We start from the raw sequence: 23906 nt of genomic DNA on the forward strand, positions 1-23906 counted from the left end.
GATCGCGCGCGAGCTCGGGCTCGTGTGCACGGCGGCCGGACCGGCCGTCGCTGCGCGGGGACGCTCCGGGTTGCCGGGGCGGACGAACCGCGAACCTCAACCTGTTCTCCTCTCCTGAGGCCACGGGTTGGAATCCCCCTCGTTCACGAGGGGGAGGAGGTCAAGACGCGCCTCCCTCTCCGGCGTGCGTGATCCTGTGGCGGACCCTTCTGGCCCCTACCCCCGTCCGGCACCCGGGGAATCTCATGATCGGTTCTGGAACCGGTCAGGCGTCGCCCTCAGGCCCCAGGTTGTCGAGGAAGAACTCGGTCATCAGGCCGACGGTGTTCTTGAACTCCTTGTTGTAGACGACGAAGTGGCCGCCGCGCAGCGTCACCAGCCGCTTGGGGTGCAGGGCGCGCTCGTAGGCGGCGAAGGCCAGGTCGCTGTGGGTCAGGATGTCGTCCTTGGCGACCACCAGCAGCAGCGGCGTGGGGGTGATCCGGGAGATGAAGTCGCCCGGCTCGTAGCCCGAGATCGACTCCACCGACCGGAGGGTGATCTCGTTCCGCCAGGTGGCGAGCCGCTCGGGCTCGATGGTCTGGTACCACTCGTAGGTCTCCCGGTCGGCCATCGCCGCCGGCTCCCCCGGCGTCGCGGTGACCAGCGGGAGCATCGCCGGGGGCTCGCCGCGGAAGCGCGCCAGCCGGTCGGCGTCGAAGGTGCGCCGGACCTCCGCCAGGGCCTCGCTGGGGATGAACCGCGACAGGGTCGTCCCGCCGCTGATCACCGGGACCTGGGAGTAGACCGCCTTCACCCGCCGGTCCAGGGCCGCCACGACCAGCACGTGCCCGCCGGAGTAGCTCGACCCGAAGATCCCGATGCGGCCGGGGTCCACCTCGGGCCGGGTGCACAGGAAGGTGATCGCGTCCCGGTAGCCCTGGATCTGCGCCCACGGGTCGGCCTCCTGCCGGGGCTCGCCGTCGCTGGCGCCGAAGGTGGGGTGGTCGTACAGGACCACCGCCAGGCCCGCGGCGGCGAGCGCCTCGGCGATGTCGTCGGTGTACTGCTCCTTGACCGCGCCCAGGCCGTGGGTGACGACGACGGCGGGGTGGGGGCCGGGGGAGGTGTCGGGGGTGTAGAGCCGGCCGCGCAGGGTGGTGCCGGCGGAGTCGAACTCGATGTCCTGTCGCATTGCGTGTCCTTTCCGCGCCTGGTGGGGCGGTCCTGTCAGGGAGTGGTGGACGGCGTGCCGTCTGCCGGGGGATCGCCGGCGGGCCGGGTGAAGGCGCCCTTCAGCGCTCCGGCGTGGACGGAGACGGCGGTGCTCTCGGCGAGGGCGTCGTCGACGGCGCCGCGGGCCACGAGCATGCGGTAGTAGATGGGGGCTCCGACGGCGCTGATGACCGCGATGCCGTCGGTGCCGGGTGGGAGCTCGCCGCGTTCGACCGCGCGCTCGACGATCCGCGCGGCCAGCCGGTTGCGTTCGGCGATCACCGTGGCCCAGGCGTCCGACGCCTCGGGGGAGCGGACGGCGGCGGCCACGACGCCCTCGATCAGCGCCCGCATCCGGGGCTGCTGGTACAGCCGGGCGATCTCCAGGGCGAGGATCCGGAGGTCCTCCTCCAGCGAGCCGGTGTCGGGGATCGGCACCCGGGTCTTGCCGATCTCGCCCAGCAGGTCGACGACCAGTCCTTCGACGGTGCGCCACCGCCGGTACAGCGTGGCCAGGTGCACTCCGGACCGCTCGGCCACGCGCTCCAGGGTGAGGCCCGCGTACCCGGCGTCCTCCAGCTCGTCGCGCGCCGCGTCGAGCACGGCGGCGCGCGTGCGCGCCGTGCGGCCCCCGGGGCGGACCGCCCCCGAAGCCTGCCGGGTCTCCCGCATTCCGCCGCTCCCGTGTCGTCGTGCCGGACATCACCAGCTAATGCGAACACCTTCGCATTAGCAATGGGGTTCGGTGGCTCAGGCCGCATGTGGACAGCGTTTCCGGGATGCCGCCACGACGGGCGGCGCCGACGTTCCGCGAGAGAACGTCGCCGCGACTCGAACAAATGTTCTAGAGTTGGGTGCTGTGTTGATCGATGCACCTGTCGAGGTGGAGACAGACCCGGCGACCGGCCGTCCGACCCTGCTCACGCCCGAGGCGGGACGGGCGTACCGCGTGCGCAAGGTGATGGGGGAGTGGCAGGCGCCCGGGGAGGCGCGGCTCTTCCGCCTGCAGGCCAGCGAGCCGGACGGCCCGATGGTCGTCGTGGAGGTCGTCGGCCCGGAGATCGAGGGGAGTCCCTGGCGGCTCAGACACCTGTGGCGCTGAGGCCGGTGGAGCCGGTGGAGATCAAAAAAGAGGCCGGACCGCACGGGGGCAACGGCCCGGCCCCGATCACCACATCATCGGCCGTGGAGCGCCGTTTCGCCAGACCAGGGCGGGCGCCGGCGCCGTCCGGAACCGGCCGCCGGGTCAGCCCGGGGCGGTGCGGCTGAGCTCCTCCCACGACCGGTACAGCTCCGTGCGGGCGCCGTCCATCTGCTGGACGAGGTCGTAGGACCGGCTGCCGACGATCAGCCGCCGGGGCGGATCCGGCAGCCCGGCCAGCTTCATGATCGTGGGTGCGGCGGTGCTCGGGTCCGGCCCGGCGTCGTCGCCCCACATCTCCTCCAGTTCGGCCCGCAGGGAGGCGTAGGCCGGGTCGGGGGCGGTCGCCGTGGTGCCGGTCGTGAACAGCCCGGTGTCGTAGCCGCCCATCTGCACGTTCGTGACCTTGACGCCGAACGGCGCGACCTCCATGGCCAGCGCCTCGGTGAGCGAGTCCAGCGCGGCCTTGCCCGCGCCGTAGAACCCGACGGAGGCCATGCCCCCTCCGCTGGCCATGGACGTGACCTGCAGGATCCGCCCCGATCCCTGTGCGCGCAGGTACGGGATCACGGCCTGGGTCACCCACAGCGCGCCGAAGAAGTTCACGTCGAGGTGGGCGCGGACCTGCTCCTCGGTGGCCTCCTCCACCATCCCGTACAGCAGCCCGCCGGCGTTGTTGACCACGACGTCGAGCCTCCCGAAGGCTTCCGCGGCCCTGTCGACCGCCTGGAACACGGCTCCGCGGTCGGAGACGTCCAGCGGGAGCGGCAGGAGGGCGTCCGGGTGCCTCCCGGCCAGGTCCGCGAGCGGTGAGACATCGCGGGCGGAGGCCACGACGCGGTCTCCGGCGGCGAGGGCGGCCTCGGTGAACGCCCTGCCCAGGCCCCGGGAGGCGCCGGTGATGAACCACACTCTTCGGGTCGTCACAGCGACTCACCCCTTCTCGATAGAGACGAGACGATACGTCTCGGTTCGTTGACGCTCCACAGTCTGCGTCCTCGCTCACCGGTTGTCAACACGAACCGGTCCGTCTCGTCAGCTGCTAGCCTGACCCGCATGCCCAACTCCAGGAGGCCCGACGAGACCCGGCGCAGCGAGCGGTCGCGGCAGGCGATCCTCACAGCCACCCGCGAGCTGATCTCCGAGGTGGGGTACGGGAAGGTCTCGATCGAGGCCATCGCCGCGCGGGCGGGCGTCGGCAAGCAGACGATCTACCGGTGGTGGCCGTCCAGGGGCGCCGTGATCTTCGACTCCTTCCTGGAGCTCAGCCTGGACGCCGGCGGCGAGGGCATGGCGCTGCCCGACACCGGCGACCTCGAGGCCGATCTCAAGCTCGTCATGCGCGCGACGGCGGCCGAGTTCGCCGACCCGGAGTTCGAGCGGCCCGTCCGCGCGCTCAACGCGGAGATCGTCAACGATCCCGGCCTCGCCGCCCAGTACCGCGAGAAGCTGGCCCGTCCCGTGGACGAGGCCAAGAAGGCGCGGCTGCGCAGCGCCCAGCGCGCGGGCCAGTTGGCGGCGGACGCCGATCTCGACCTGGTGCTCGAAGTGCTCTACGCCCCCCTCTTCCAGCGGTGGCTGCACCGCTCCGGGCCGCTCACCGCCGAGTACGCCGACGCGCTCGTCGACGCCGCGCTCAGGGCCTTCCGCCCCTGACGCCTCCGCCCCTACAGTCCGAGCGCTTCGCCGAGACGGGCGAGGAGCGGTGACGCGAACGTCCCGTACCCGCAAGCACGCCGCCCGGCGCCGGGGGACAGGCACCAGTCCCACCAGTGGTCCAGCACGGCCCGGTCGAGGTGGAACGACTCCTCGCGGTCGCCCAGGGTGACGATCGCGGGCCAGCCCCAGGCCCGCGCCTGCGCGGTGACCTTCGCGCCGCCGCCCACCGGATCCACCGCCAGCGCCGGCACCCCGTTCCGGAGCGCGAGGACCAGGCCGTGCAGGCGGGTCGTGACCACCAGGTCCAGCCGCCGCAGGACGGCCTCCAGCTCGGCGGGCGCCGCCGGGTGCCGCCAGTCGCGCGGGTCGATCCGGGTGTCCAGCGGCACCCGTGCCGGCCCGCGCGCGTGCAGCCATTCCGTCAGCTCCCGGTCGACGCGCCCGTGGTCGGCCCACCGGCCGTACTCGCCCTGGCCCGGCGCCAGCACGACCCCCACGACGGGAGGGCCCGGGGACGGCACGGGCGTCGCGGCCGACAGGTCCCGGCTCGGCTCCGCGCCGGGGGCGTCACGGGGCAGCACCAGATGGAACCCCGTCACGGCGGGCGCGCCCGGATCGATGACCGAGACGCCGACCGCGATGCGGTGGCAGCGCGCGTAACGGCGGTGCAGGGACTCGACCTGGCGGCCGTGCGCGGGGCCGCAGGCGAACACCAGGTGCGTGTAGCGGGCGGGGTCCGCACCGTCGAGCGTCAGCCCCTCCGGGCGCAGGACGGGGCTCCAGGCGGTGTCGCACTCCACGCCCGCGCCCGCCAGCGTCGCCCGCACCGCCTCCATCGCCAGGACGTCCCCGGCGGTGGCCTCTCCGCGCAGGAAGCTCGGCCATCCCGCCAGCAGCACCCGCATCGGCTCCCCTCCGCTTCCCTCCCGCTGAGGCTTCCCCGAAGGAGCAGGCCAAACGCCCAGAGGCGAGGAGCGGGCCGGTCGGAGATCCGCCGCCACGGCGGATTTCCGAAACTCCGGGCGCGGCCTACGGGCTGGTACTAGCATCTGTGATGCCTGGCCGGTGGAGAGCAAGCTGCCCAGGCCATGTTGGTTGAGCGGCTGGAGCACAGGCGCTCGGCCGCGTGCAGCAAGATCGATCCTGCGTACACTTCGCAGTGTTTGCTCAGCATGCGGGAGTTAGGGCCTGGGGGCACGCGAGAGCCAAGCGTGTGTCCGGTGTCAGTCCTGCGGCTACGCTGGCAACACCGAGGTGAACGCGGCACGCAATATCGCACACGAGGCCAGACTCGTGTGCACGGCGGCCGGACCGGCCGTTGCTGCGCGGGGACGCTCCGGGTTGCCGGGGCGGGTGAACCGCGAACCTCAACCTGTTCTCCTCTTCTGAGGCCACGGGTTGGAATCCTCCTCGTTTACGAGGGGGAGGAGGTCAAGTACGGCCAAGTCCGGAACAGCAGGGGCGACAGCCCGGCCCACACCCACTGGTGGGTGTGGGCCCGCACCCCGGCGACCCCGGCGCGGGCGGGGCCATGATCGCCAAGGGTGACTGCGTGAGCAGCGCCTCCTTCGGCTTCGGCGGCGAGAAGCCGTGCTCCGGCGACTGGTACGGCAAGGTCATCGCCCGGGTCGACTCCGGCGCCGCCTGCCCGGCCCCGCAGACGCTGGAGACGATGAAGCTGAGGTCCTTCGGCGGCGGCGGCTCGGTGTCGCGGCCGGTGCTGTGCCTCGGCCAGGGCGGCGGCGTCCTCGGCACCGGCGACTGCATCGAGGACCCGTCGTTCGCCGTCGGCGGGCTCGACAAGGCGGCCTGCGGCACCCAGCAGGCCATCGCCAAGGTGGCCGCCCGCGTGAAGACCCGGAAGGACTGCCCGTCCACCGCCACGCACGTCATGGAGAGCGACGGCGCCTACCTGCCGGTGATGTGCCTGCAGAAGCTGCGCGCCACGCCGCTCGAACGGCTGGAGGAGCTCACCCGCTAGCCGAGGTCGCCGATGACGGCCTTGACCAGCTCCGCGGTCTGGTCGGGCTGGGCCGCCCGCGCGCACAGGGCGTCCAGCGTGCTGCCGTAGAGGTCGAGTTCCTGCCGCTTCTCCAGGAACTGGGCGCCGCCGAGCTGCTCCAGGTAGACCACGTCGGGCAGGTCGGGCTCCTGGAAGCGCAGCAGGGTGAACGGCCCGCCCGGCAGGCCGAGCCCCAGCCGGGCGGGCAGGATCTGCAGCGTCACGTTCGGCACGGCGGTCATCTCGACCAGGTGCCGCAGCTGGCGGCGCATGACCTGCCGGCCGCCCACCGGGCGCCGCAGGGCGCCCTCGTCGATCAGCGCCCAGAGCCTGGGCGGGTCCGGCTGCGCCAGGATCCGCTGCCGCTCCATCTCCAGCTCGACGCGGCGGTCGAGGTCGTCCGGGTGCCTGTGCGGCGGGCACAGGTCCATGGCGGCGCGCGCGTAGTCCTCGGTCTGCAGCAGCGCCGGAACCAGCTGCGTGGCGTACACGCGCACGCGGTGGGCGGCCTCCTCCAGCGCGATGTAGGTCTCCAGCCAGGTCGGCACGATGTCGCCGTACCGGTGCCACCACTGCGGCGCGTTGGCGCGCTGGACGACGGCCAGGAGCCTCATCCGCTCCCTCTCGTCGTGCACGCCGTAGAGGGTCAGCAGATCGGCGACGTCCCGGTCCTTGAAACCGACGCGGCCCAGCTCCAGCCGGCTCATCTTGGACGCCGACGCCCGGATCGAGTAGGCGGCGTCCTCGCGCGTCACGCCCGCAGCCTCACGGAGGCGGCGAAGGCGCGCGCCCAGCAGCATGCGCCAGATGGACGGACCGCCGCGTGCGGGGCTGAACTGGGGAGCCGCGGGAAGGCCGCCCCGCGGTCCGGTGCTCGTCATGCTGCTCCTCGCGCGACCACCCCGTCGTGCACATTCCGAACGCCCCCGGTGCGCGCGATGATATAACCTCCCCGCCCGGGTTTCGGTCGCCCCGGAGCCATTTTCCGGGGCGCGCGTGCTCAGCCGAGGTCGGCGCGGATCTGCTTGGACTTGCCGAGCACGTCGGAGAGGTTCGGGCTCTCCATCGTGACCACCCCGAGCGTCTTCCCGTCCGTCCACACGACGGAGTTGTACGACGCGGGCGCCGCCTTGCCGACCTGGTAGGGGTTCTGGAAGGCGGCGAGGCCGAAGCTGACGTAGACGCGCTTGACGGCGGGGTCGCCGAACGTGGCGTCCGCGGCCGTCACGGTCCGCCGCCGGTAGCCGTTGGCGTACGCGATGACCTCCTGTGCGACCGCCTCCGGATCACCGCCGCCCAGCGTGCCGCCCGCGTAGAAGAACCGGTCCAGGACGCGGTCGCTGCCGGGCAGCCGGTAATAGCCCGCCCGGACGCCGGTGAGCCGGGCGCGGAGCGACTGCGGGAGCGCGGAGGCCAGCCTGGTGAAGTCGGCGGACCGTTCCAGCTCCGGATCGCGGGACCAGCCGGCCAGCGTGCGCGGTCCGTTCAACTCGTACGGGCGCACCGCGGGCAGCTCCGGGCCGAACGCCTTGCCGTCCAGCTGCACGGGGTCGCGCGGTTGCGCGACCTCACTGGAACACCCGGCGAGGGACACGACCAACGTCAGCGCACACAGCGATCCACGAAGCATGGGCCGATGCTGCCGATCTTCCCGGCCGGGTGTCATGAGTCAGATGTCCCGTTCCTCCTGGGGATGCGGAGGGGACCCCGGCCGCCTCGCCTACCCGGCGGAGAGGATGCGGAGGAGGTCGTCGCCGCGCCGCCGGGCGATGGCCCCCTCCCGGACGCGCGTCTCGACCTTGGACTTCAGGGCGCCGGTGCGCTCGCGCACGCGGACGGATCGTCCGGGGGAGGAATCGGATTCCTGGGGAGCAGGGCAGGGACTGGGGATCCGCCGCCACGGCGGATCTCCGAAATCTTGGGTGCGGCCTGCGAGGATGGTGCTAACGTCGATACTGCCTGGCCGGTGCAGACCAAGCTGGCCGGGCCATGCTGGTCGAGCGGCTGGAGCCTAAGGCGCCCGACCGCGTGCAAAAGATCGATCCCGCGTACACCTCGCAGCGCTGTTCGGCGTGCGGGGCCAGGGGCCGGGAGGCGCGCGAGAGCCAAGCGTGTTTCCGGCTGCCGGTCCTGCGGCTACGTCGGCGATGCTGATGTGAACGCGGCGTGCAACATCGCACGCGAGTCCAGGCTCGTGTGCACGGCGGCCGGACCGGCCGTTGCTGCGCGGGGACGCTCCGGGTTGCCGGGGCGGACGAACCGCGAACCTCAACCTGTTGCCCTCTCCTGAGGCCACAGGTTGGAATCCCCCTCGGTTGACGAGGGGGAGGAGGTCAACTCACCGCCTTGGACGCAGTCGGCACCCGCGGCGGCGGCCGCGCAGGTTCCGCGTTCCCGCGTCACCTCGCCCGGGTGGGCCCTCTCAGCCCTCGCCCTTGCGCGGGCCCGTGAACCCGAACAGGTACCCGGCGACCTTGCGCATCTGGATCTCCTCCGCCCCCTCGGTGATCCGGTAGCGCCGGTGGTGGCGGTAGATGTGCTCGAACGGGGTGTGCCGGGTGTAGCCGAGCCCGCCGTGCACCTGCATCGCGCGGTCGGCCGCCTCGCACACGAACCGGTTGGCGCGGTAGTTGCACATCGAGACCCGGTCGCTGATCTCCATGTGCGGGACCCGGTCCAGCTCCCACGCGGTCTTGCGGACCAGCCCGCGCAGCATCTCGGCCTCGGTCTGCAGCTCCACCAGCGGCCACTGGATCGCCTGGCGGGTCGCCAGCGGCTTGCCGAAGGTGCTGCGCCGCCGGGCGTACTCGACGCTGCGGTCGACGCAGTACTGCCCGGCGCCGACCCCGGAGGCGGCCTGCCGGATCCGGTTCTCGTGCACGAACGTCTGCGCCACCGCGAGCCCCTCGCCCTCCGCGCCGAAGATCGCCGAGTCGGGCACCCGCACGTCGCGCAGCGTCACCTCGGCGTGGTCGGTGGGCATGTTGAACGTCCACCAGTGGAAGTCGACCGACAGGCCGGGGGAGTCGGCCGGGACGAAGAAGGCGGTGACGCCGCGCGCGTCCCCGGGGTTCCCGGAGGTCCGGGCGAAGATCACGTCGTGGGTGGCCGCGTGCATCCCGGAGTTGAAGCGCTTGGCCCCGTTGATGATCCAGTCCCCGCCGTCGCGGACGGCCGCGGTCTCCATCCAGGTGGCGTCGCTGCCGTGGTCGGGCTCGGTGAGCCCGAAGCCGACGCCCTTCTCCAGGGCCAGCATCGGCTCGATGAACTCCTCCCGCTGCTCCGGCGTCCCGTACTCCAGGAGCATGTGGACGAACGGGAAGTTCCCCACCACCGAGAACTCGTTCTGCAGGTCGTTGTGCAGGCCGAGCCCGCGGTGGGCCAGATGCTCGCGGATCACCGCCATGTCCAGGTTGGTGCCGTCCGAGCCGCCCGCCTCCCGGGGCAGGCCGTAGCGCAGCCATCCGGCGGCGTCGGCGCGCCGGAACACCTCCGCCAGCAGTTCCTCCCACTCCGGGCGCGGGACGCCGCCGTTCTCGAAGTCGGTGCGGGCGTACTCGCGGCGGTGGTCGAAGAACCGCGCGTTTTCGTCCTGCTCCTGCAGCGGCGCGATCTCCCGTTCGATGAAGTCGTCCAGGTCGGCGAGCAGCCGGACCAGCGTGTCGGGCAGGGTGAAGTCCATGGGTCTCCTCGGCCTCTCCTCGGCCCCGGCGGTAAGGGGGCGGTTACATGCCCCACTCTTTCACCCGAGGTGGAAGCAGGCCGAGATCACCTCACGGGCGGCGCGGTCGCGGCACGGTCGGAGAGGAACAGGTAGCCCTCGGCGTCCAGGCGGCCGAGGTCCCCGGTGCGCAGCCAGCCGCCCGGCACCGTCCGGGACGTGCGCCCGGGGGCGTTGACGTAGCCGAGCATCCGCTGCCCCGTCCGGACCCACACCTCCCCGGTCTCCCCGCGGGGAAGGTCGCCGCCGCGCGAGTCGCGGACGCGGATCTCCACCCCAGGCACCGCCCGCCCGACGGATCCCAGCAGCTCGGTGCGGTGGTGGTCGTCGGCGGTGAGGACGGTCAGGAAACCGCCCTCGGTGATGCCGTAGGTCTGCGTCAGCACCGGGCCGAGCCGCCGGCCGGCCGCGGCGGTGCGGGCCGGGTAGGCGGCCGTCCCGCCGTAGAGCAGCTGCCGCAGGCCGGTCAGGGGAGCGTCCAGATCCCGGGCGAGGCCGTAGACTGCCAGCGGGCGGCCCGCCATGCAATGGGTGACGCCCTCGCGGTCCACCAGCCGGGCCAGCCGCCGCGCGTCGCCCAGGGCCGGTTCCAGGACGACCGTGCCGCCGCCCGCCAGCGTCCACAGCGTGAACAGGCCCGGCAGGTACCGGGCGCGCGGCGCCACCAGGAGCCGCCACGGTCCGGGACCGAAGATCGCCCGCGCGGCGGTCAGGTGGGCGGCCTCGGTTCCGTGCCCGTACGCCACGGCCTTGCGCGGCCCGGTCGTGCCGCTGCTGAACATCACCACCGACGTCGCGTCCGGGGCGTCGTCCGGACCGGGCATGTCCACCGGCCCGGCCGTCGTCGGAGCGAACAGCCCGGCGTCCAGCCGGGCGCGGACCGGCACCGGGCACGCGGCCAGCAGCGGCCCGGCGTCCGGCTCCCGGGCCGGGTCCCACAGCAGGGCCGAGGCGTCCAGCGCCCGCATCGTCTCCGCCGCGATCGGGACCGGGACGTCCTGTACCAGGTGCACGAACCGGCACCCGAGCGCCAGCGCGACCAGCCGCGCCGCGACCGACTCGGGCGCCTCGCCGTACAGGCAGGCGACGGTGGCGCCCGGCCGAACGCCGCGCGCGGTCAGCCGTTCGACGCCGGCCTCGACCATGGCCAGCACCTCGTCGCCGCGCAGCCGGCGGTCGCCGCGCACGAGCACCTCGCGGTCGGCCGCGGCGCGCAGGCCGTCGGCGACCGCCCGCCCGAGCCCGCCGCCGCTCACCGCGCCCTCCTGCCGAGCAGTACCGGCAGCGTCCTGGCGCTGACGGCGATCACGGTGTTCAGGCCGCCGAGCCGGTCCAGCGGCTCGGCGGGCGCCAGGTCGGGGAACGCCTCGAACAGCGCGTCCAGCGCGACCTCGGTCTGCAGCCGGGCCAGCGGCGCGCCCAGGCAGTAGTGGTGCCCGAGCCCGAACGAGAGGTGCGGCGTGGCCTGGCCGGACGGCTCGAACCGCGCGGCCCGTTCCCCGTACCGCCCGGGATCGCGCCCGGCCGCCGCGTAGCAGGCCAGGACCGCCTCGCCCTTGCGCACCCGCACTCCGTCGATCCGCAGGTCGCGGACGGCGTAGCGCATCGGGAACACCCCGATGGGGGAGTGCAGGCGCAGCGACTCCTCGACGGCCGCCTCCCACGGCAGGTCCCCGGACCGCAGCAGCCGCAGCTGGCTGGGGGAGTCGAGCAGGGCCCGCACGGCGTTGGTGATGAGGTTGACGGTCGTGACGTGCCCGGCGACGAACAGCACCTCGATGGTGTCCAGCACCTCGCCGGGGCCGAGACCGTCCCCCTCCAGGGCGACCAGCTCGCTGATCAGGTCGTCGCCGGGGCCGCGCCGCCGCTCGGCGACGATCTCGGCGAGCACCGCGCGGCGCCCGGCGCGGGCGCCCGCCAGGCGCCGGCGGTCGTCCCGGGTCGTGGACGTCACCCGCCCGTGCTCGTACAGTTCGGGCCGCCGGCCCGGCGGGACGCCCAGCAGGTCGGCGATGACGTCGCAGGGCAGCGGGAAGGCGAACTCGCGGCGCAGGTCGACCGGGCCCGGCGGCAGCAGCGCCAGCCGGTCGACGAGCTCCGCGGTCAGCGCCTCGATCCGGGGCCGCAGCCTGCGGACGCGGCCCGGCGAGAACGCGCGGGCGAGCGGCCCGCGCAGCCGCCGGTGCTCGGCGCCCTCGGCGTTGACCAGCGAGGTGTCCCCGACGATCTGCGCGATCGACCCCCCGGGGTCGAGGGCGCGCCGCCCCTCCCGCGACCAGTGCCGGATGTCCCGGGACAGGTCGGGGTGCGTCAGGACGGCCTCCAGGGTGGCGTAGCGGGCGGCGGCCCACACCCGCACGCCTTCGACCTCCACCGGGACCAGCGTCCCGGCCCGCCGCAGCCGCTCGTTGACCGAGTGCACGTCCTCCGGCCGGAAGTCCAGCACGATGTGCGCCGGTTCCATGGCTCACCCCCTCTGGGCGGTGGCCGCGAGCCGCCGGACGTCGAAGTCCGGCTCGCGGCCCAGGTACAGGTCGCGGACCAGCTCCCCGGCCGCGGGCGCCGTGCACAGGCCGTGCCCGGAGAACCCGGCCGCGTACAGGAAGGGCCTGTCTCCGGGCACGCCGCCGATGAAGGCGGTCCGGTCGGGGCTGGCGTCGCGGACGCCGGTGAACGCGGTGCGCAGGCCGGCCCCGTCCAGGCTCGGATAGGTGGCGGCCAGCTCGGCGCGCACCCGTTCGCGCCATTCCTCCCGATCCGGTCCCGGGTAGCCCATGCCGACCAGGAGCCCGTCCCCGCGCTTGCGCACGAGCAGGCCGCTGCCGGCGCGCAGGGTGATCGGGATATCGGGGACCGGGTCCCCGGACGGCGGCGGCCCGGTGGCCAGCAGCTCCTGCTCGACCGGTTCGGCCAGGGGCAGCTCCACCCCCGCCGCGCGGGCGAGCGGCACCGACCAGGCGCCCGCGGCGCACACGATCGCGTCGGCGGCCAGGGTGCCGCCGGTGGTGGCCAGGCGGCCCGCGGGGACGTCGATCCCGGTGACCGGGCAGCCCGTGCGCAGGTCGGCGCCCGCCCGCCGGGCCGCGGCGGCGAACCCGCCGACGATGGCCGCGGTGTCGGAGACGTACGCCTGCGGCGACCACGCCGCCGCCAGCAGCCCGATGTCGCCGATCAGCGGGTTGCGCCCACGGGCCTCCGCGGCGCCGATCGGGCGGACGTCCACGCCCGCGGCGCGCTGGGCGGGCAGGTCGTCCTCGAACGCCGCGACCTGCTCGGGCTCGGTGAACAGGACCAGGTAGCCGACCCGCCGCAGCGGCAGCGGCGTCCCGGTCCGCCCGGCGAAGGCCCGGTAGGCGGCCAGGCTCCGCACCGCCATCGCCGAGCTGACCGGGTTGCCGGGGAAGTAGGCGCGCAGCACGTCGGCGGTGGCGCGGGACGCCCCCGACCCCAGCCCGTGCCGTTCCAGCAGCACCGTGTCGGCGCCCGCCTCGGCCAGGTGGCAGGCGACCGACAGCCCGATCACGCCGCCGCCGACGACCGCCACGCGGCCGCCCGTCACCGGCGCGCTCCGCCGGCCGTGAGGTGCTCGCCCAGATGCCAGGGGAACAGGTGCAGGTTCCACCCGCCCAGGCAGTTGACGTACAGCGCCATGTGCGACATGACCGCGATGAAGTCGTCGCGGGTCGAGAGCCGGTCCAGGTGCTCCAGCACCCGTTCGGTGAACGCGCCGAGCTTCTCCAGCCCGCAGTAGGCCAGGAACTCCGCCGGCACGGCGATCAGGGTGCGGGCCATGTGGCGCAGCGACCGCACCGGCATCCCCTCGTGCGCGGCGCGCACCAGGCCGCTGTAGGCGTTGTAGCCCAGCGGCCGGGTCTCCCCGTTGACGAACAGCATCGTCGTCAGGACGGTGCCGTAGCTGCCCGCGCCCGAGCGGACCCGGCCGTCGTGCACCTCGGCGAGCTCCTCGGGCAGGTCGAGCCAGATCCGCTCGGTCTCGGCGTGCACGTCGCCGATCAGCGCGTCGGCCTCCGGCGCGGCGGCGGTGAGCCGCGGCACGCGGTGGCCGCCCATCTCGCCGGCGCGCCGCACCTCGGCCACGACCGGTTTCTTGGACGTGTAGACCGACTCCCACACCGCGCGCCCGGCCTCGGCGAGCGCGTCCAGGTCGCCGGGCACGACCCGGCCGATCGGGGCGGCCGCCATCGGCTCGGTCAGCGTCCCGTACTTGATCCCCAGATGCTGCAGCTTCGAGCAGAAGACGGTGCCGTCCGGGACCGTCCGGCGGTCGACCCGGTGGGCGGCGTCCAGGTGGATCAGGTCGTGGATCGGGGCCACGTGGAAGAGGTGGTGACCGGCCACCAGGGCGTGGCCCTGCAGGCTCCGGTACGGCAGGGACTCCCACAGTGCCCGGGCCAGACCGGCGTTCCGGTCATCGAGGTCGGCGGTGACGGTGACACCCAGACCCGACCAGGTCACTTCAATCCGTTGCGAATGGTTCACACTGTGCGGCACTACCCCCACCTGCGGGAACATGTTCATCGCGGCCAAAGTTTCCATTCCGGAAGGGGAGGTCTGGCCCGCTCCTGACCAAGGCTTTCGGAGGGCTCGCACGACCGTCCGTCAACCCGCGGACGCGGCCGGGCGTCGCGCCCGGCCGCCTACGCGGTCAGGAGCCGTTCTCCTTCTTGACGGTGTCGAACGCCAGGTCGCGCCAGTCGCCCGGGACCTTCTTGATGACCTCGATCTCCTTCATGAACGCGGCGATCTTCAGCAGGCCGTGCGGGGTCGTGGTGAACTGGATGCCCTGGTGGGTGAGGTACTTCTCGTACTGGGCGGCCGAGATCCTGCCCTTCTCCGCGGCCGAGAGGATCTTGGCCGCCTCGGCGGGCTGCTTGATGATGAAGTCGTTGGCGCGGGCGATGGTCTTGTGCACCGCGGCGAGGACGTCCGGGTTCTTCTCCGCGTACTCATCGGTCGCCGCCATCACGTTGAAACCGTGCTGCCCGAACAGCCCGTAGCTGTCGACCAGCTTGCGGGCGCCCTGCTCCACGGCCTGGAACTGGAACGGCGGCGAGGTGTACGCGCCGGCGATCTGGCCGCCGAGCAGCGCCTGCAACGCCTCGGGGTGCGCCATCGTGGCGATGTTCTTGTCCAGGGCGTGCGGGTCGCCGAGCTGCTGCTGCGCGGCCTTCTGCAGCATGACCGACTGGATGGACCCGGGCTGGACGGCGGCGATCTGGTCGCCCTGCCTGAAGTCCCGCAGGCTCCTGAACCTGGGGTCCTTGGCCACCAGCCACAGCGGCATGTCGTTCAGCGACGACACGATCTTCCAGGGGACGCCGGCGTCCCACCCGATGAGCAGCGGGCCGAGGCCGGAGGAGCCGATCTGGAGCTTGCCCGACAGCAGCGCGTCCCGGGTGGTGCCGCCGCCGGAGATGACCCGCCAGGAGATGGTGCGGCCCTTGAGCTCCTGCTCGAGCCAGCCCTTGGCCTGGATCACGTTGAACGCGGCGTAGCTGATCCCGTTGCCGATCGCGATGCCGATCTCCTTGCCGGAGCCGTCCGAGCCGCCGCCGCACGCGGCGGCCAGCGCGGCGGCGCCGGTGGTGACCGCGCCCAGCCGCAGCGCGTCGCGGCGGCTGTAGGAGCGGGCGGCCGGGCGTGGGGTCCGCAGGCGGGGGGTCATATCGTTGCGCCTTCCTTCATTCCCCAGCGCGCCACCGTGCGCCGCTCGACCCAGCCGAAGAACAGGTCGAACGCGATGCCGATCAGGGCGATCGTCACCAGCCCGGCGAACACGTCGGGGATCCGTGCGAAATAGCGTGAGTTGTTGATGAAGAAGCCGAGGCCGCCGTGCGCGCCGGCGATGCCGAACACCAGCTCGGCGGCGATGATCGTGCGCCAGCCGAACGCCCAGCCGGTCTTCAGCCCGGCGATGGCGTGCGGCAGGGCGGCGGGCATCAGGACGTCGCGGGTGAGCCGCCAGCCCGTCAGGCCCAGGTTCCGGCCGACCATCGTCAGCGTGGCCGGGACGGTCCGCAGCCCCATGCTGACGTTGACGGTCATCGGCCACAGGACGGCGTTGGCCGTCACGAAGATCAGCGCCGAGTCGGTCAGCCCGAACCACAGGATCGCCAGCGGCAGGATCGCCACCGACGGCAGCGGGTTGATCATGGAGGAGAGCAGGGTGAGGAGGTCGTCGCCGATCCGGGTCGTCATCGCCAGGACGGTGAGGACGATCGTCAGCGCGATGCCGATGACCATCCCGGTGACCAGCAGCCGCATGGTGGTGCCGGTCGCCACGGCGATCTCGCCGCTGGCCCAGCCCTCGGCGAACGCCCGGGCCACGTCCCAGGGGCCGGCGAACACGAACCGGCTGGCGCCCGAGTACGACGCGTAGGCCTGCCAGATCCCGATCAGCACGGCGAACAGGATGGTGCGGCGCGCCCAGGCGGGCAGCCGCGACCAGGACGGCAGACGCCGGGCCCGGTCCGGCGCGTGCGGCGCCGCCTTCCCGGGGGCCCCGGTCTCGGTCTCAGTCGAAGACGGCACGGCTGAGGTCCTCTCCTTCCTCGGCGAGCAGCCCGCGCAGGGTCTGCCGGGCGTCGGCGAAGCCGGGGTCGTCCGGGCCGCCGAGGCCGGCGACGTCGACGATCCGCGCCACCTGGGAGGGGCGCCCCGCCAGGACGACCACCCGGTCCCCGAGCAGGATCGCCTCGTCGATGCTGTGCGTGACGAACAGCAGCGTCACGTTGGTGCGGGCCGCGATGGTGGCCAGCTCGCGCTGGAGGCGCCCGCGGGTCTGCGCGTCGAGGGCGCCGAACGGCTCGTCCATCAGCAGCATCAGCGGGTCGATGGCCAGCGCGCGGGCGATGGCGACCCGCTGCTTCATCCCGCCCGAGAGCTGGTGCGGGTAGCTGTCGAGCGCCGCCCCCAGCCCCATGAGCTCCAGGTGCTCCACGGCGCGGGTGCGGGCGGTGGCGCGGTCGACCCCGGTCACCCGCAGCGGGTAGACGACGTTGCCGAGGACCGTGCGCCAGGGGAAGAGCTGGTCGAACTCCTGGAACACGACGGCGCGGTCGGGGCCGGGCGGCGGCGCCTCCCGGCCGCCGACGACGATGCGTCCCGCCGCCGGCCGCAGGTACCCGGCGACGGCCTTGAGGATGGTGGACTTCCCGCAGCCCGACGGGCCCAGCAGCATGATCTTCTCGCCGCGCCGCACCTCGAAGCTCGCCTCGCCCACGGCGGGCACGTACCGCCCGTTCCGCCGGTAACCGATCGCGACCCGGTCGACGACCAGCAGGGCCGCGCCGTCGCCGGCGTCGCCGGCGGGGACGGCCGTCATGTCCTCGTCCACTGATCCCCTCACCTAGAAACCGGGTAGAACATACTTCTTTTATAGGGAATCAGGCGAGCGAGGCGTCCACCGGGAGGATCGGCGCGTCCGCCTCGACCGTCTGCGGGTACTTCAGACCGGCGCCGGTGTTGAGCACCACGACCCGCTCGTCCTCGGCGATCCAGCCGGAGGCGCGCAGCCTGCGGGCGGCGGTGAACGCGGCCGCGCCCTCGGGGCACACGTAGGCGCCCTCCAGGGCCGCCACGGCGCGCAGGTCCTCGATCAGTTCGTCGTCGCCGACGGCGATCGCGGTGCCCGAGGTCTCCGCCAGCGCCTCCAGGATGAGGAAGTCGCCCAGCGGCTTGGGCACGTTGATGCCGAACGCGACCGTGCGGGAGTCCTCCCAGAACGTGCTCTCCCGCTCGCCCCGCTCGAACGCCCGCACGATCGGCGCGCAGCCCTCGGCCTGCACCGCGACCAGCCGCGGCGGCGGGCCGGTCAGCCAGCCCAGCTCGGTCAGCTCCCGCACCGCCTTGTGGATGCCGATCAGGCCGACGCCCCCGCCGGTCGGATAGATGATCACATCGGGCGACCGCCAGCCGAGCTGCTCGACGATCTCCAGCCCCATGGTCTTCTTGCCCTCGATGCGGTACGGCTCCTTGAGCGTCGAGGCGTCGAACACCCGGCCCGCCTCGCGGGCCACCAGCTCGCCGACCATCCGCCCGGCGTCGCTGATGAGGCCGTCGACCAGGTGCAGGTCGGCGCCGGCCGCCACGCACTCGCGCCGGGTGATCTCCGGGGCGTCCGCCGGCATCACGACCGTCGAGGTCAGCCCGGCGCGCGCCCCGTACACCGCCCAGGCGGCCCCCGCGTTGCCGTTGGTGGGCATGGCCAGCCGCCCGATCCCCAGCTCGGCCGCGCGCGAGACGCCGACGGCGGCGCCGCGCGCCTTGAACGACCCGGTGGGGACCAGCCCCTCGTCCTTCATCAGCAGTCCGGGCACGCCGATGCGCTCGCCGTAGCGCGCCATCGGCACCAGCGGGGTCATGCCCTCGCCGAGGCTGACCACCGAGCCCGGCGCGGAGACCGGGAGCAGCTCGTGGTAGCGCCACAGGTCCGGCGGGCGGGTCGCGAGGTCGGCGGGGGTCACCGACGAGCGGACCGCGTCCAGGTCGTAGCGGGCGAGCAGCGGCGACCCGCACGCCGTGCACAGGTTGTGCGGCCGCTGCGCGGCGTGGACGGCGCCGCACCGCCCGCACTCCAGATGGGACAGATGGCTGAAACTCATCGGACGGCACGCTCCAACACGTCGGCGGCGATGGCCAGGCAGGTCTCGTCGATGTCGAATCCGGGACTGTGGTGCGGTGCGGGGCTCGACGCCCCCACGACCAGGTACGTCGCCTCGCCGCCCGCGTCCTGGACGGCCCGCATCAGGAACGTCGCGTCGTCGCTGGCCCCGAACCGGTGGTCGTCCAGGACGCGCGTCACCGCCGGAACGTCTCGGGCCGCCGCGGCGATCGCCCGCACCGCCGCCGGGTCGCAGCGCGCGGTCGTGGCCGCGCCGATCTGCTCGACCCGCACGCCGACCTCGTGCGCGGCGCCCGCGGCGTCCAGCACGGCACGGGCGCGGCGCTCGAGCTCGTCGCAGACCTCGCCGTCCGTGGCGCGCAGCTCCATCCGCAGCTCGGCGTCCGCCGCGACGATGTTGGGGGCCGTCCCGGCGCGCAGCACGCCCACGTTCACCCGCGTGTCGGCGGCGGCGAACCGCGGCAGCGCGTGCAGGCCCAGCGCCGCCTGAGCCGCCGCGAGCAGCGCGTTGCGCCCTTCCTCGGGGGAGTGCGCGGCGTGCGACGGCCGTCCCGTGAAGGCCGCCAGCAGCTTGGCGTTGGCGAAGAAGCCGGAGGTGCCCGCCGCGACCTCCCCGACCGGCAGGCCGAGCCCGAGGTGGAGGGCGTAGAGGCGGTCGACGCCCTCGGCCGCGCCCGCGGCGAGCATCGCGCGGGCGCCCCGCCCACCCTCCTCCGCGGGCTGGAACAGCAGCCGGACCCGGCCCGGGAAGCCCCTCCCCGCCAGGCGCCGCGCCAGTTCCAGGCCGACCGCGATGTGCCCGTCGTGGCCGCACGCGTGCATGACCTCGGCCGACCGCGACGCGAACCCCTCGCGGGCCGGCGCGTGGGACGGGTCACCGGACTCGGCCAGGGGCAGCGCGTCGATGTCGACCCGCACGGCGGTCGTCGGGCCGGGCGCGCCGCCGTCGAGGTCGGCGACCACCGCGGTGTGCCCGTCGCGGACGGCTCGCAGGCCGTCGTCGTCGGCGCCCCAGGCCCGTGCCCGCTCGGCCGCGCGCGCCAGCTCGTCCGGGCCGGGCAGCGCGGGCACCCGCGAGAGGTCGGCGGCCTCCCGGCCGGTGCGCACCCGCCAGCCGAGCCGCCGCAGCTCCGCCGCGATCGCGACCGAGGTCCACAGCTCGGTGAACGCCGTCTCCGCGTGCGCGTGGAACGAGCGGCGCAGACCGGTCAGATCGAGCCCCGCGATCGATTTCCCATCATTCACACCGGAAAAGTACATGATCTCGGCCCGCGATCCGACCGGGGGACGGTCAGGAGGCGAAGACCTGCGCGTCGTCGGCGAACGCCTTGAACTCCAGGGCGTTGCCCGCCGGGTCGAGCAGGAACATCGTCCACTGCTCGCCGGCCAGCCCCTCGAAACGCACGTAGGGCTCGATGACGAACGCGGTGCCCGCCGCGCGCAACCGGTCGGCGAGCTTGTGGAACTCCGGGACCGTCAGGATCAGGCCGAAGTGCGGCACGGGGACGTCATGGCCGTCGACCGGGTTGTGGACCCGCCCCGGACGCTCCGGCGCCAGGTGCGTGACGAACTGGTGGCCGTGCAGATTCCAGTCCACCCAGGAATCGGAGCTGCGGCCCTGCTCCAGGCCGAGCACCTCGCCGTAGAAGTGGCGGGCGGCGTCCAGGTCGTCGACCGGCATCGCCAGGTGGAACCGCGGGATGGGGGAGTCGAACGTGGTCATGGGTCCTCCGCCACTTCTCGGGAGCCGCCCGGCGTGGCGACCGGGCCGTACACCTACGAATGTAATCGCGAATGTCATCGGCCCTCTGCGGACGGCGGCCGCGCGGAGGCGGCCGCCGTGGGCGTCTAGAGGAGCGGGTAGCGGGGCGGGTTGACGCCGTTGAGGAGGTGGTTGCCGATGTGGACGTACTTCCAGCGGGCGGGGTCGTGCAGGGAGTGCGTGCGGACGTTGCGCCAGTGCCGGTCCAGGCCGTGGCTCGCGTCGGCGGCGCTGGTCCCGGCCAGTTCCAGCACGTCGGTGGCGATCTGCACCGCGATCTCCTGGGAGTAGGCCTTGGCCTCGGCGACCGCCAGCGACGCGGCCGCGGTGTTCTCGTCGGTCGGCTCCGGAGCGGCGAGGGCGGCGTCGACGGCGCGTCCGCCCCGTTCGTACAGCGCCTCCAGCGCGTGCAGGAGGGTGGTCAGGCGGCCGAAGCGCAGGACGGCGTGCGGCTCGTCCGACACCCTGTCCACGCCGGACTCGAACCACGGGCGCGAGCGGGTGCGGACGAACGCGGCCCCCTCCTCCAGCGCCGCCCGCGCGATGCCGACGTCGATGGCCAGGTGCAGCAGCTGGTCGTAGGCGCCCAGGATCAGCGGCGGGGGGGCGGCGGGCACCGGGCCCAGGTGCAGCACCCGGTCGGCCGGGACGTGCACGCCGCTGAAGACGATCGAGCCGCTGGCGGTGGCGCGCTGCCCGAAGGCCGTCCAGTCGTCCCCGAACTCCAGGCCCTCGGCGTCGCCCGGGACGAACGCCGTGACCGGCAGGCTCTGGTCGCCGTCCAGGGAGGCGGCGACGCCGATCCACTGGGCGCCCAGCGCGCCGGTGGTGTAGTACTTGCGGCCGTCGAGCCGGTACCCGCCCCCGGGGGCGGGCGTCACGGAGGTGAGCCGGTCGAAGACGTGCTTGGTGCCGCGTTCGGCGGTCGCGTTGCCGATCCGCGCGCCGGCGGTCACCCGGCCGTAGAAGAACTCCTTCTGCGCGTCGGTGCCGGCCTCGCCGAGCAGGGCGATCAGTACGAAGTGCGCAAGGATCAGCTGGGCCACCGAGGGGTCGGCGACGGCGAGGATCCGGAACACCTCGCCCACCGTGCTCGCCGCCACCCCGCCGCCGCCGTGCTCGCGCGGGACGGAGACGGCCAGCAGGCCGGTGGCGGCCAGCTCGTCCAGCTCGGGGCCCGGGTGGCGGGCCTCCCGGTCCCGGTCGATCGCGCCGGGCGCGATCCGGGCGGCGAAGGCGCGGGCCGCCTCGACCGCCGCGGCGTCGGAGAGCACGGGCGGTGCCGTGACTGTGCTGGTCGTGCTCATCGATCTCCCCTTGTCGACGGAGGCTGTAATTTCCTATTATAAAGGTAGGTTAACCATGAAAACGTGCCGACGTCGTGTCGGTGCCGGTGGGCGCGGGGCGGGATGATCGGCGGAGCCGCGGCGGTTGATCCGGAGAGCCGTCGCCCGGCCGAGGGAGGGCTGTGACCGCGTCCGAGGAATGCCGAGCCGACCCCGCCGAGAACACGGACGGGGAGCCGGGGCGCCGGAGGGAGAAGGCGCCGCCGGGACGAGGGCGGACCGCCCGCCGGGTGGCGGCGGCCGCCCTGCCGGTGGTGTTCGTGCCGATCTGGAGCAGCGGGTATCTCGCCGGGACCATCGGGGCGCGCAGCGGCGCGTCGCTGGCCCTGGTCGCCTGGCGGTTCCTGGCCGCGTTCGCCGTCCTGGGCGCGGTCGCGCTGGCCACCCGCGCGCCGTGGCCGAAGGACCGCCGCGTCTACGCGCACCTGTTCGCGACCGGAGTGCTGCTGCAGACGGTGCAGCTCGGCGCCGTGTTCTTCGGCCTGGGGCACGGGGTGCCGGCCGGGCTGTCCTCGCTCGTCCTCAGCGCCTGCCCGCTGATCGTCGCGGCCGTGGCGGTCCCGATGTTCGCCGAAAGGCTGACCGGACGCCAGTGGGCCGGGCTCGCCCTGGGCCTGGCGGGCGTGGCCGTCTCGGTGAGCGGGAACCTGTCCGGCGGCGCACCCCTCGTCGGCTACGCCTACACCCTCCTGGCCCTGGCCGGGCTCGCCGCCGGGACGCTCTACCAGAAGCGCTTCGGCCTCTCCGTCGACCTGCGCACCGGGACCACGATCCAGCTTCTGGGGGCGACGGTCACCACCTTCCCGCTGGCCGCGCTGCACGGCGGGCTGCACATGCCGCTGACCGCCGAGGCGCTGGGCTCGCTGGCATGGCTGGCGATCGTCAACTCGATCGGCGCGCTCATCCTGCTGTTCGCCCTGCTCCGGCGCGGGACGGGCGGGGCCGCCACCAGCCTGCTCTACCTCGTGCCGCCGGTGACCGCCGTCCTCGCCGTGCCGATCCTCGGCCAGGACCTCACCGCGAGCGTCGTCCTCGGCATGGCGGTCTCGGGGGCCGGGGTCCTGCTCGTCCTGGCCCGCTCCCGGGAGCGGGCCGCCGCGTGAGGCGGCCCGCGGGCGGTCCTACGGCGTCTGCCCGGCGAGCCACTGGTCGAAGGTGGTCGGCGCGATGCGGGCGTCCGGGCCGGGCAGCAGCACGTCACCGGCCATCGCCGGGTCGAAGATCCCCGACCACGTCGGCACGAGCCTGACGGAGCGGCCGCGCGCCTGGTCGGTGCGCCGGGCCATGTCCACCAGGTCCTGCGGCTCGGGCCCGGCGAGGTCGGCGTAGCGGCCCTGCGGCCGTCCCACCGCGACCTCGGCGAGGACGTCGGCGACGTCGGCCGGGGCGATCGGCTGCACCAGCAGCGGCGCGATCGTGGCGACGCCGTCCTGCTCGGTCCAGCTCGCCACCATCGCGGCGAAGTCGTGGAACTGCGTGGCCGGGACGATCGTCCACGGCACCGGGCCCGCGGCCACCAGGCGCTCCTGCTCCCGCTTGCCGGCGTAGTGCGCGTTGCCCTCGACGCGGTCGAGCCCGACGATCGACAGCAGGACGTGGTGGCGCACGCCGGCCCGCTCCTCGGCGGCCAGCAGGTGGCGCGTGGCGGTGCCGAAGAACCCCACCGCCTCGTCCCGGTCGGTGGCGTTGCTGCTGGTGACGTCGACGACCGCGGCCACACCGGTCAGGGCGGCGTCGAGCCCGGCACCGGTCGTCAGGTCCACGCCGAGCGAGCGGCTGATGCCCGCCACCTCGTGCCCGGCCCGTTCCAGGGCGGCGGTGGTGAGGGTGCCGATGGTGCCGGTCGCGCCGGCGACGGCGATCCGCATGGTGCTCTCCCGTCCTCGTGATCGGGCACGAAACTATCATGGACTAAAAAGGTCCACAATGTCCGTGAATAGACTGGCACGCGTGAAGCTGCCTGCGAGCACCGAATGGGTTCTGCACTGCGCCACCACGCTGGCGCAGCTGGAGCCGGGAGCCAGCGCGTCGACGGCGCAGCTGGCGCAGTACTACGACCTGCCCGCGCCCTACCTCGCCAAGCAGCTGAAGGCACTGGTCAAGGCCGGCCTGCTGGCCGCGACCACGGGCCCGCGGGGAGGGTTCCGGCTCGCCCGGCCCGCCGCGGAGATCACGCTGCTGCAGATCGTCGAGGCCGTGGACGGCACGTCCTCCCCCTACGAGTGCCGCGAGATCCGGCGGCAGGGGAGGGGGGCGCTGCCGGCCGAGGACTGCCAGAGCACCTGCGTCCTCGCCGTGAAGATGGCCGACGCGCATCAGGCGTGGCGGGACAGCCTCGCCGGCGTGACCCTGGCCGGCGTCATCGACACGCTGCCCCCGTCGGCCCCGCAGCGCACCCGGTCACGCCTGGCCGGCATCACCTGAGGGCGCCCGCGGC

The 23906-nt window shown here is 73.7% G+C and carries 25 protein-coding genes; 6 read left to right on the forward strand and 19 right to left on the reverse strand.

The genetic code is table 11. The features are described 5' to 3' along the window. Window positions 1-265: 265 nt before the first annotated feature. On the reverse strand, window positions 266-1174 hold the full coding sequence (locus ACFPZN_RS46900; protein ID WP_378289956.1) for an alpha/beta hydrolase: 909 nt from the start codon (window positions 1172-1174) through the stop codon (window positions 266-268). A gap of 35 nt (window positions 1175-1209) precedes the next feature. Continuing rightward, on the reverse strand, window positions 1210-1866 hold the full coding sequence (locus tag ACFPZN_RS46905; RefSeq protein WP_378289958.1) for a TetR/AcrR family transcriptional regulator: 657 nt from the start codon (window positions 1864-1866) through the stop codon (window positions 1210-1212). Between the two features lie 190 nt (window positions 1867-2056). Here ACFPZN_RS46905 and ACFPZN_RS46910 point away from each other — a divergent pair, with 190 nt between their 5' ends. After that, the gene (locus ACFPZN_RS46910; protein WP_378289960.1) at window positions 2057-2296 is read left to right on the forward strand and encodes a hypothetical protein; all 240 of its coding nucleotides are present in this window, start codon (window positions 2057-2059) and stop codon (window positions 2294-2296) included. Between the two features lie 144 nt (window positions 2297-2440). On the opposite strand, the gene ACFPZN_RS46915 is transcribed toward ACFPZN_RS46910, so the two are convergent. Then, complete coding sequence (locus ACFPZN_RS46915; RefSeq protein WP_378289962.1) at window positions 2441-3262, reverse strand: SDR family NAD(P)-dependent oxidoreductase; 822 nt, start codon at window positions 3260-3262, stop codon at window positions 2441-2443. 129 nt (window positions 3263-3391) lie between these two features. Here ACFPZN_RS46915 and ACFPZN_RS46920 point away from each other — a divergent pair, with 129 nt between their 5' ends. Next, entirely contained in the window at window positions 3392-3991 is a 600-nt protein-coding gene (locus ACFPZN_RS46920; protein ID WP_378289964.1) for a TetR/AcrR family transcriptional regulator, read from the forward strand. An 11-nt stretch (window positions 3992-4002) separates the two neighbouring features. Here the strand turns inward: ACFPZN_RS46920 and ACFPZN_RS46925 are convergent, their stop codons facing one another. After that, a complete protein-coding gene (locus ACFPZN_RS46925) occupies window positions 4003-4899 on the reverse strand; it encodes a polysaccharide pyruvyl transferase family protein (RefSeq protein ID WP_378289966.1) in 897 nt (298 codons plus the stop codon). A 647-nt stretch (window positions 4900-5546) separates the two neighbouring features. Here ACFPZN_RS46925 and ACFPZN_RS46930 point away from each other — a divergent pair. After that, a complete protein-coding gene (locus ACFPZN_RS46930) occupies window positions 5547-5975 on the forward strand; it encodes a hypothetical protein (RefSeq protein WP_378289968.1) in 429 nt (142 codons plus the stop codon). Here ACFPZN_RS46930 and ACFPZN_RS46935 read toward each other — a convergent pair. Then, window positions 5972-6877: a helix-turn-helix domain-containing protein gene (locus ACFPZN_RS46935; RefSeq protein ID WP_378289971.1), complete on the reverse strand. Its 906-nt coding sequence runs from the start codon at window positions 6875-6877 to the stop codon at window positions 5972-5974. The genes ACFPZN_RS46930 and ACFPZN_RS46935 overlap by 4 nt on opposite strands. 119 nt (window positions 6878-6996) lie before the next feature. Continuing rightward, window positions 6997-7626 (reverse strand): hypothetical protein, encoded by a 630-nt coding sequence (locus ACFPZN_RS46940; protein ID WP_378289973.1) that lies wholly within the window; start codon window positions 7624-7626, stop codon window positions 6997-6999. A gap of 359 nt (window positions 7627-7985) precedes the next feature. Between ACFPZN_RS46940 and ACFPZN_RS46945 the strand changes: the two genes are divergently transcribed. Beyond that, window positions 7986-8150 (forward strand): zinc ribbon domain-containing protein, encoded by a 165-nt coding sequence (locus ACFPZN_RS46945; protein ID WP_378289975.1) that lies wholly within the window; start codon window positions 7986-7988, stop codon window positions 8148-8150. A gap of 268 nt (window positions 8151-8418) precedes the next feature. Here the strand turns inward: ACFPZN_RS46945 and ACFPZN_RS46950 are convergent, their stop codons facing one another. The 12 genes from ACFPZN_RS46950 to ACFPZN_RS47005 form a co-directional block, all read right to left on the reverse strand. Beyond that, window positions 8419-9678 carry an acyl-CoA dehydrogenase family protein gene (locus tag ACFPZN_RS46950; RefSeq protein ID WP_378289977.1) on the reverse strand — a complete coding sequence of 420 codons (1260 nt, stop codon included), beginning with the start codon at window positions 9676-9678 and terminating at the stop codon, window positions 8419-8421. An 86-nt stretch (window positions 9679-9764) separates the two neighbouring features. Further along, window positions 9765-10973, reverse strand: coding sequence for a class I adenylate-forming enzyme family protein (locus tag ACFPZN_RS46955; RefSeq protein ID WP_378289979.1), 1209 nt, complete (start codon window positions 10971-10973; stop codon window positions 9765-9767). Next, window positions 10970-12181, reverse strand: coding sequence for a cytochrome P450 family protein (locus tag ACFPZN_RS46960; RefSeq protein ID WP_378289980.1), 1212 nt, complete (start codon window positions 12179-12181; stop codon window positions 10970-10972). Before ACFPZN_RS46960 ends, ACFPZN_RS46955 begins: the two co-directional genes overlap by 4 nt. A 3-nt stretch (window positions 12182-12184) precedes the next feature. Then, window positions 12185-13276, reverse strand: a complete 1092-nt coding sequence (locus ACFPZN_RS46965; protein WP_378289982.1) for an NAD(P)/FAD-dependent oxidoreductase — start codon at window positions 13274-13276, stop codon at window positions 12185-12187. Beyond that, entirely contained in the window at window positions 13273-14193 is a 921-nt protein-coding gene (locus tag ACFPZN_RS46970; RefSeq protein WP_378289984.1) for a cucumopine synthase-related protein, read from the reverse strand. The genes ACFPZN_RS46965 and ACFPZN_RS46970 overlap by 4 nt, the downstream gene beginning before the upstream one ends. Window positions 14194-14383: 190 nt before the next feature. Beyond that, entirely contained in the window at window positions 14384-15403 is a 1020-nt protein-coding gene (locus ACFPZN_RS46975) for an ABC transporter substrate-binding protein (RefSeq protein WP_378289986.1), read from the reverse strand. Further along, window positions 15400-16269 carry an ABC transporter permease gene (locus ACFPZN_RS46980; protein ID WP_378289988.1) on the reverse strand — a complete coding sequence of 290 codons (870 nt, stop codon included), beginning with the start codon at window positions 16267-16269 and terminating at the stop codon, window positions 15400-15402. The genes ACFPZN_RS46975 and ACFPZN_RS46980 overlap by 4 nt, the downstream gene beginning before the upstream one ends. Beyond that, window positions 16253-17074 carry an ABC transporter ATP-binding protein gene (locus tag ACFPZN_RS46985; RefSeq protein WP_378289990.1) on the reverse strand — a complete coding sequence of 274 codons (822 nt, stop codon included), beginning with the start codon at window positions 17072-17074 and terminating at the stop codon, window positions 16253-16255. The genes ACFPZN_RS46980 and ACFPZN_RS46985 overlap by 17 nt, the downstream gene beginning before the upstream one ends. Before the next feature lie 49 nt (window positions 17075-17123). Beyond that, window positions 17124-18341 (reverse strand): threonine synthase, encoded by a 1218-nt coding sequence (locus ACFPZN_RS46990; protein ID WP_378289992.1) that lies wholly within the window; start codon window positions 18339-18341, stop codon window positions 17124-17126. Continuing rightward, complete coding sequence (locus ACFPZN_RS46995) at window positions 18338-19606, reverse strand: amidohydrolase (protein WP_378289994.1); 1269 nt, start codon at window positions 19604-19606, stop codon at window positions 18338-18340. The genes ACFPZN_RS46990 and ACFPZN_RS46995 overlap by 4 nt, the downstream gene beginning before the upstream one ends. A 46-nt stretch (window positions 19607-19652) precedes the next feature. Then, window positions 19653-20084, reverse strand: a complete 432-nt coding sequence (locus ACFPZN_RS47000; protein WP_378289996.1) for a VOC family protein — start codon at window positions 20082-20084, stop codon at window positions 19653-19655. A gap of 125 nt (window positions 20085-20209) precedes the next feature. Continuing rightward, a complete protein-coding gene (locus tag ACFPZN_RS47005) occupies window positions 20210-21430 on the reverse strand; it encodes an SfnB family sulfur acquisition oxidoreductase (RefSeq protein ID WP_378289998.1) in 1221 nt (406 codons plus the stop codon). A gap of 161 nt (window positions 21431-21591) precedes the next feature. On the opposite strand from ACFPZN_RS47005, the gene ACFPZN_RS47010 reads away from it, so the two are divergent. Then, window positions 21592-22572 (forward strand): DMT family transporter, encoded by a 981-nt coding sequence (locus ACFPZN_RS47010; RefSeq protein ID WP_378290000.1) that lies wholly within the window; start codon window positions 21592-21594, stop codon window positions 22570-22572. Window positions 22573-22590: 18 nt separating this feature from the next. On the opposite strand, the gene ACFPZN_RS47015 is transcribed toward ACFPZN_RS47010, so the two are convergent. Continuing rightward, window positions 22591-23337, reverse strand: a complete 747-nt coding sequence (locus ACFPZN_RS47015; RefSeq protein WP_378290002.1) for an SDR family oxidoreductase — start codon at window positions 23335-23337, stop codon at window positions 22591-22593. 82 nt (window positions 23338-23419) lie between these two features. On the opposite strand from ACFPZN_RS47015, the gene ACFPZN_RS47020 reads away from it, so the two are divergent. Then, window positions 23420-23893, forward strand: a complete 474-nt coding sequence (locus ACFPZN_RS47020; protein ID WP_378290004.1) for an RrF2 family transcriptional regulator — start codon at window positions 23420-23422, stop codon at window positions 23891-23893. Window positions 23894-23906 lie beyond the last annotated feature (13 nt).

This window comes from Actinomadura rugatobispora (assembly GCF_042656285.1).
Lineage (GTDB): Bacteria > Actinomycetota > Actinomycetes > Streptosporangiales > Streptosporangiaceae > Spirillospora > Spirillospora rugatobispora.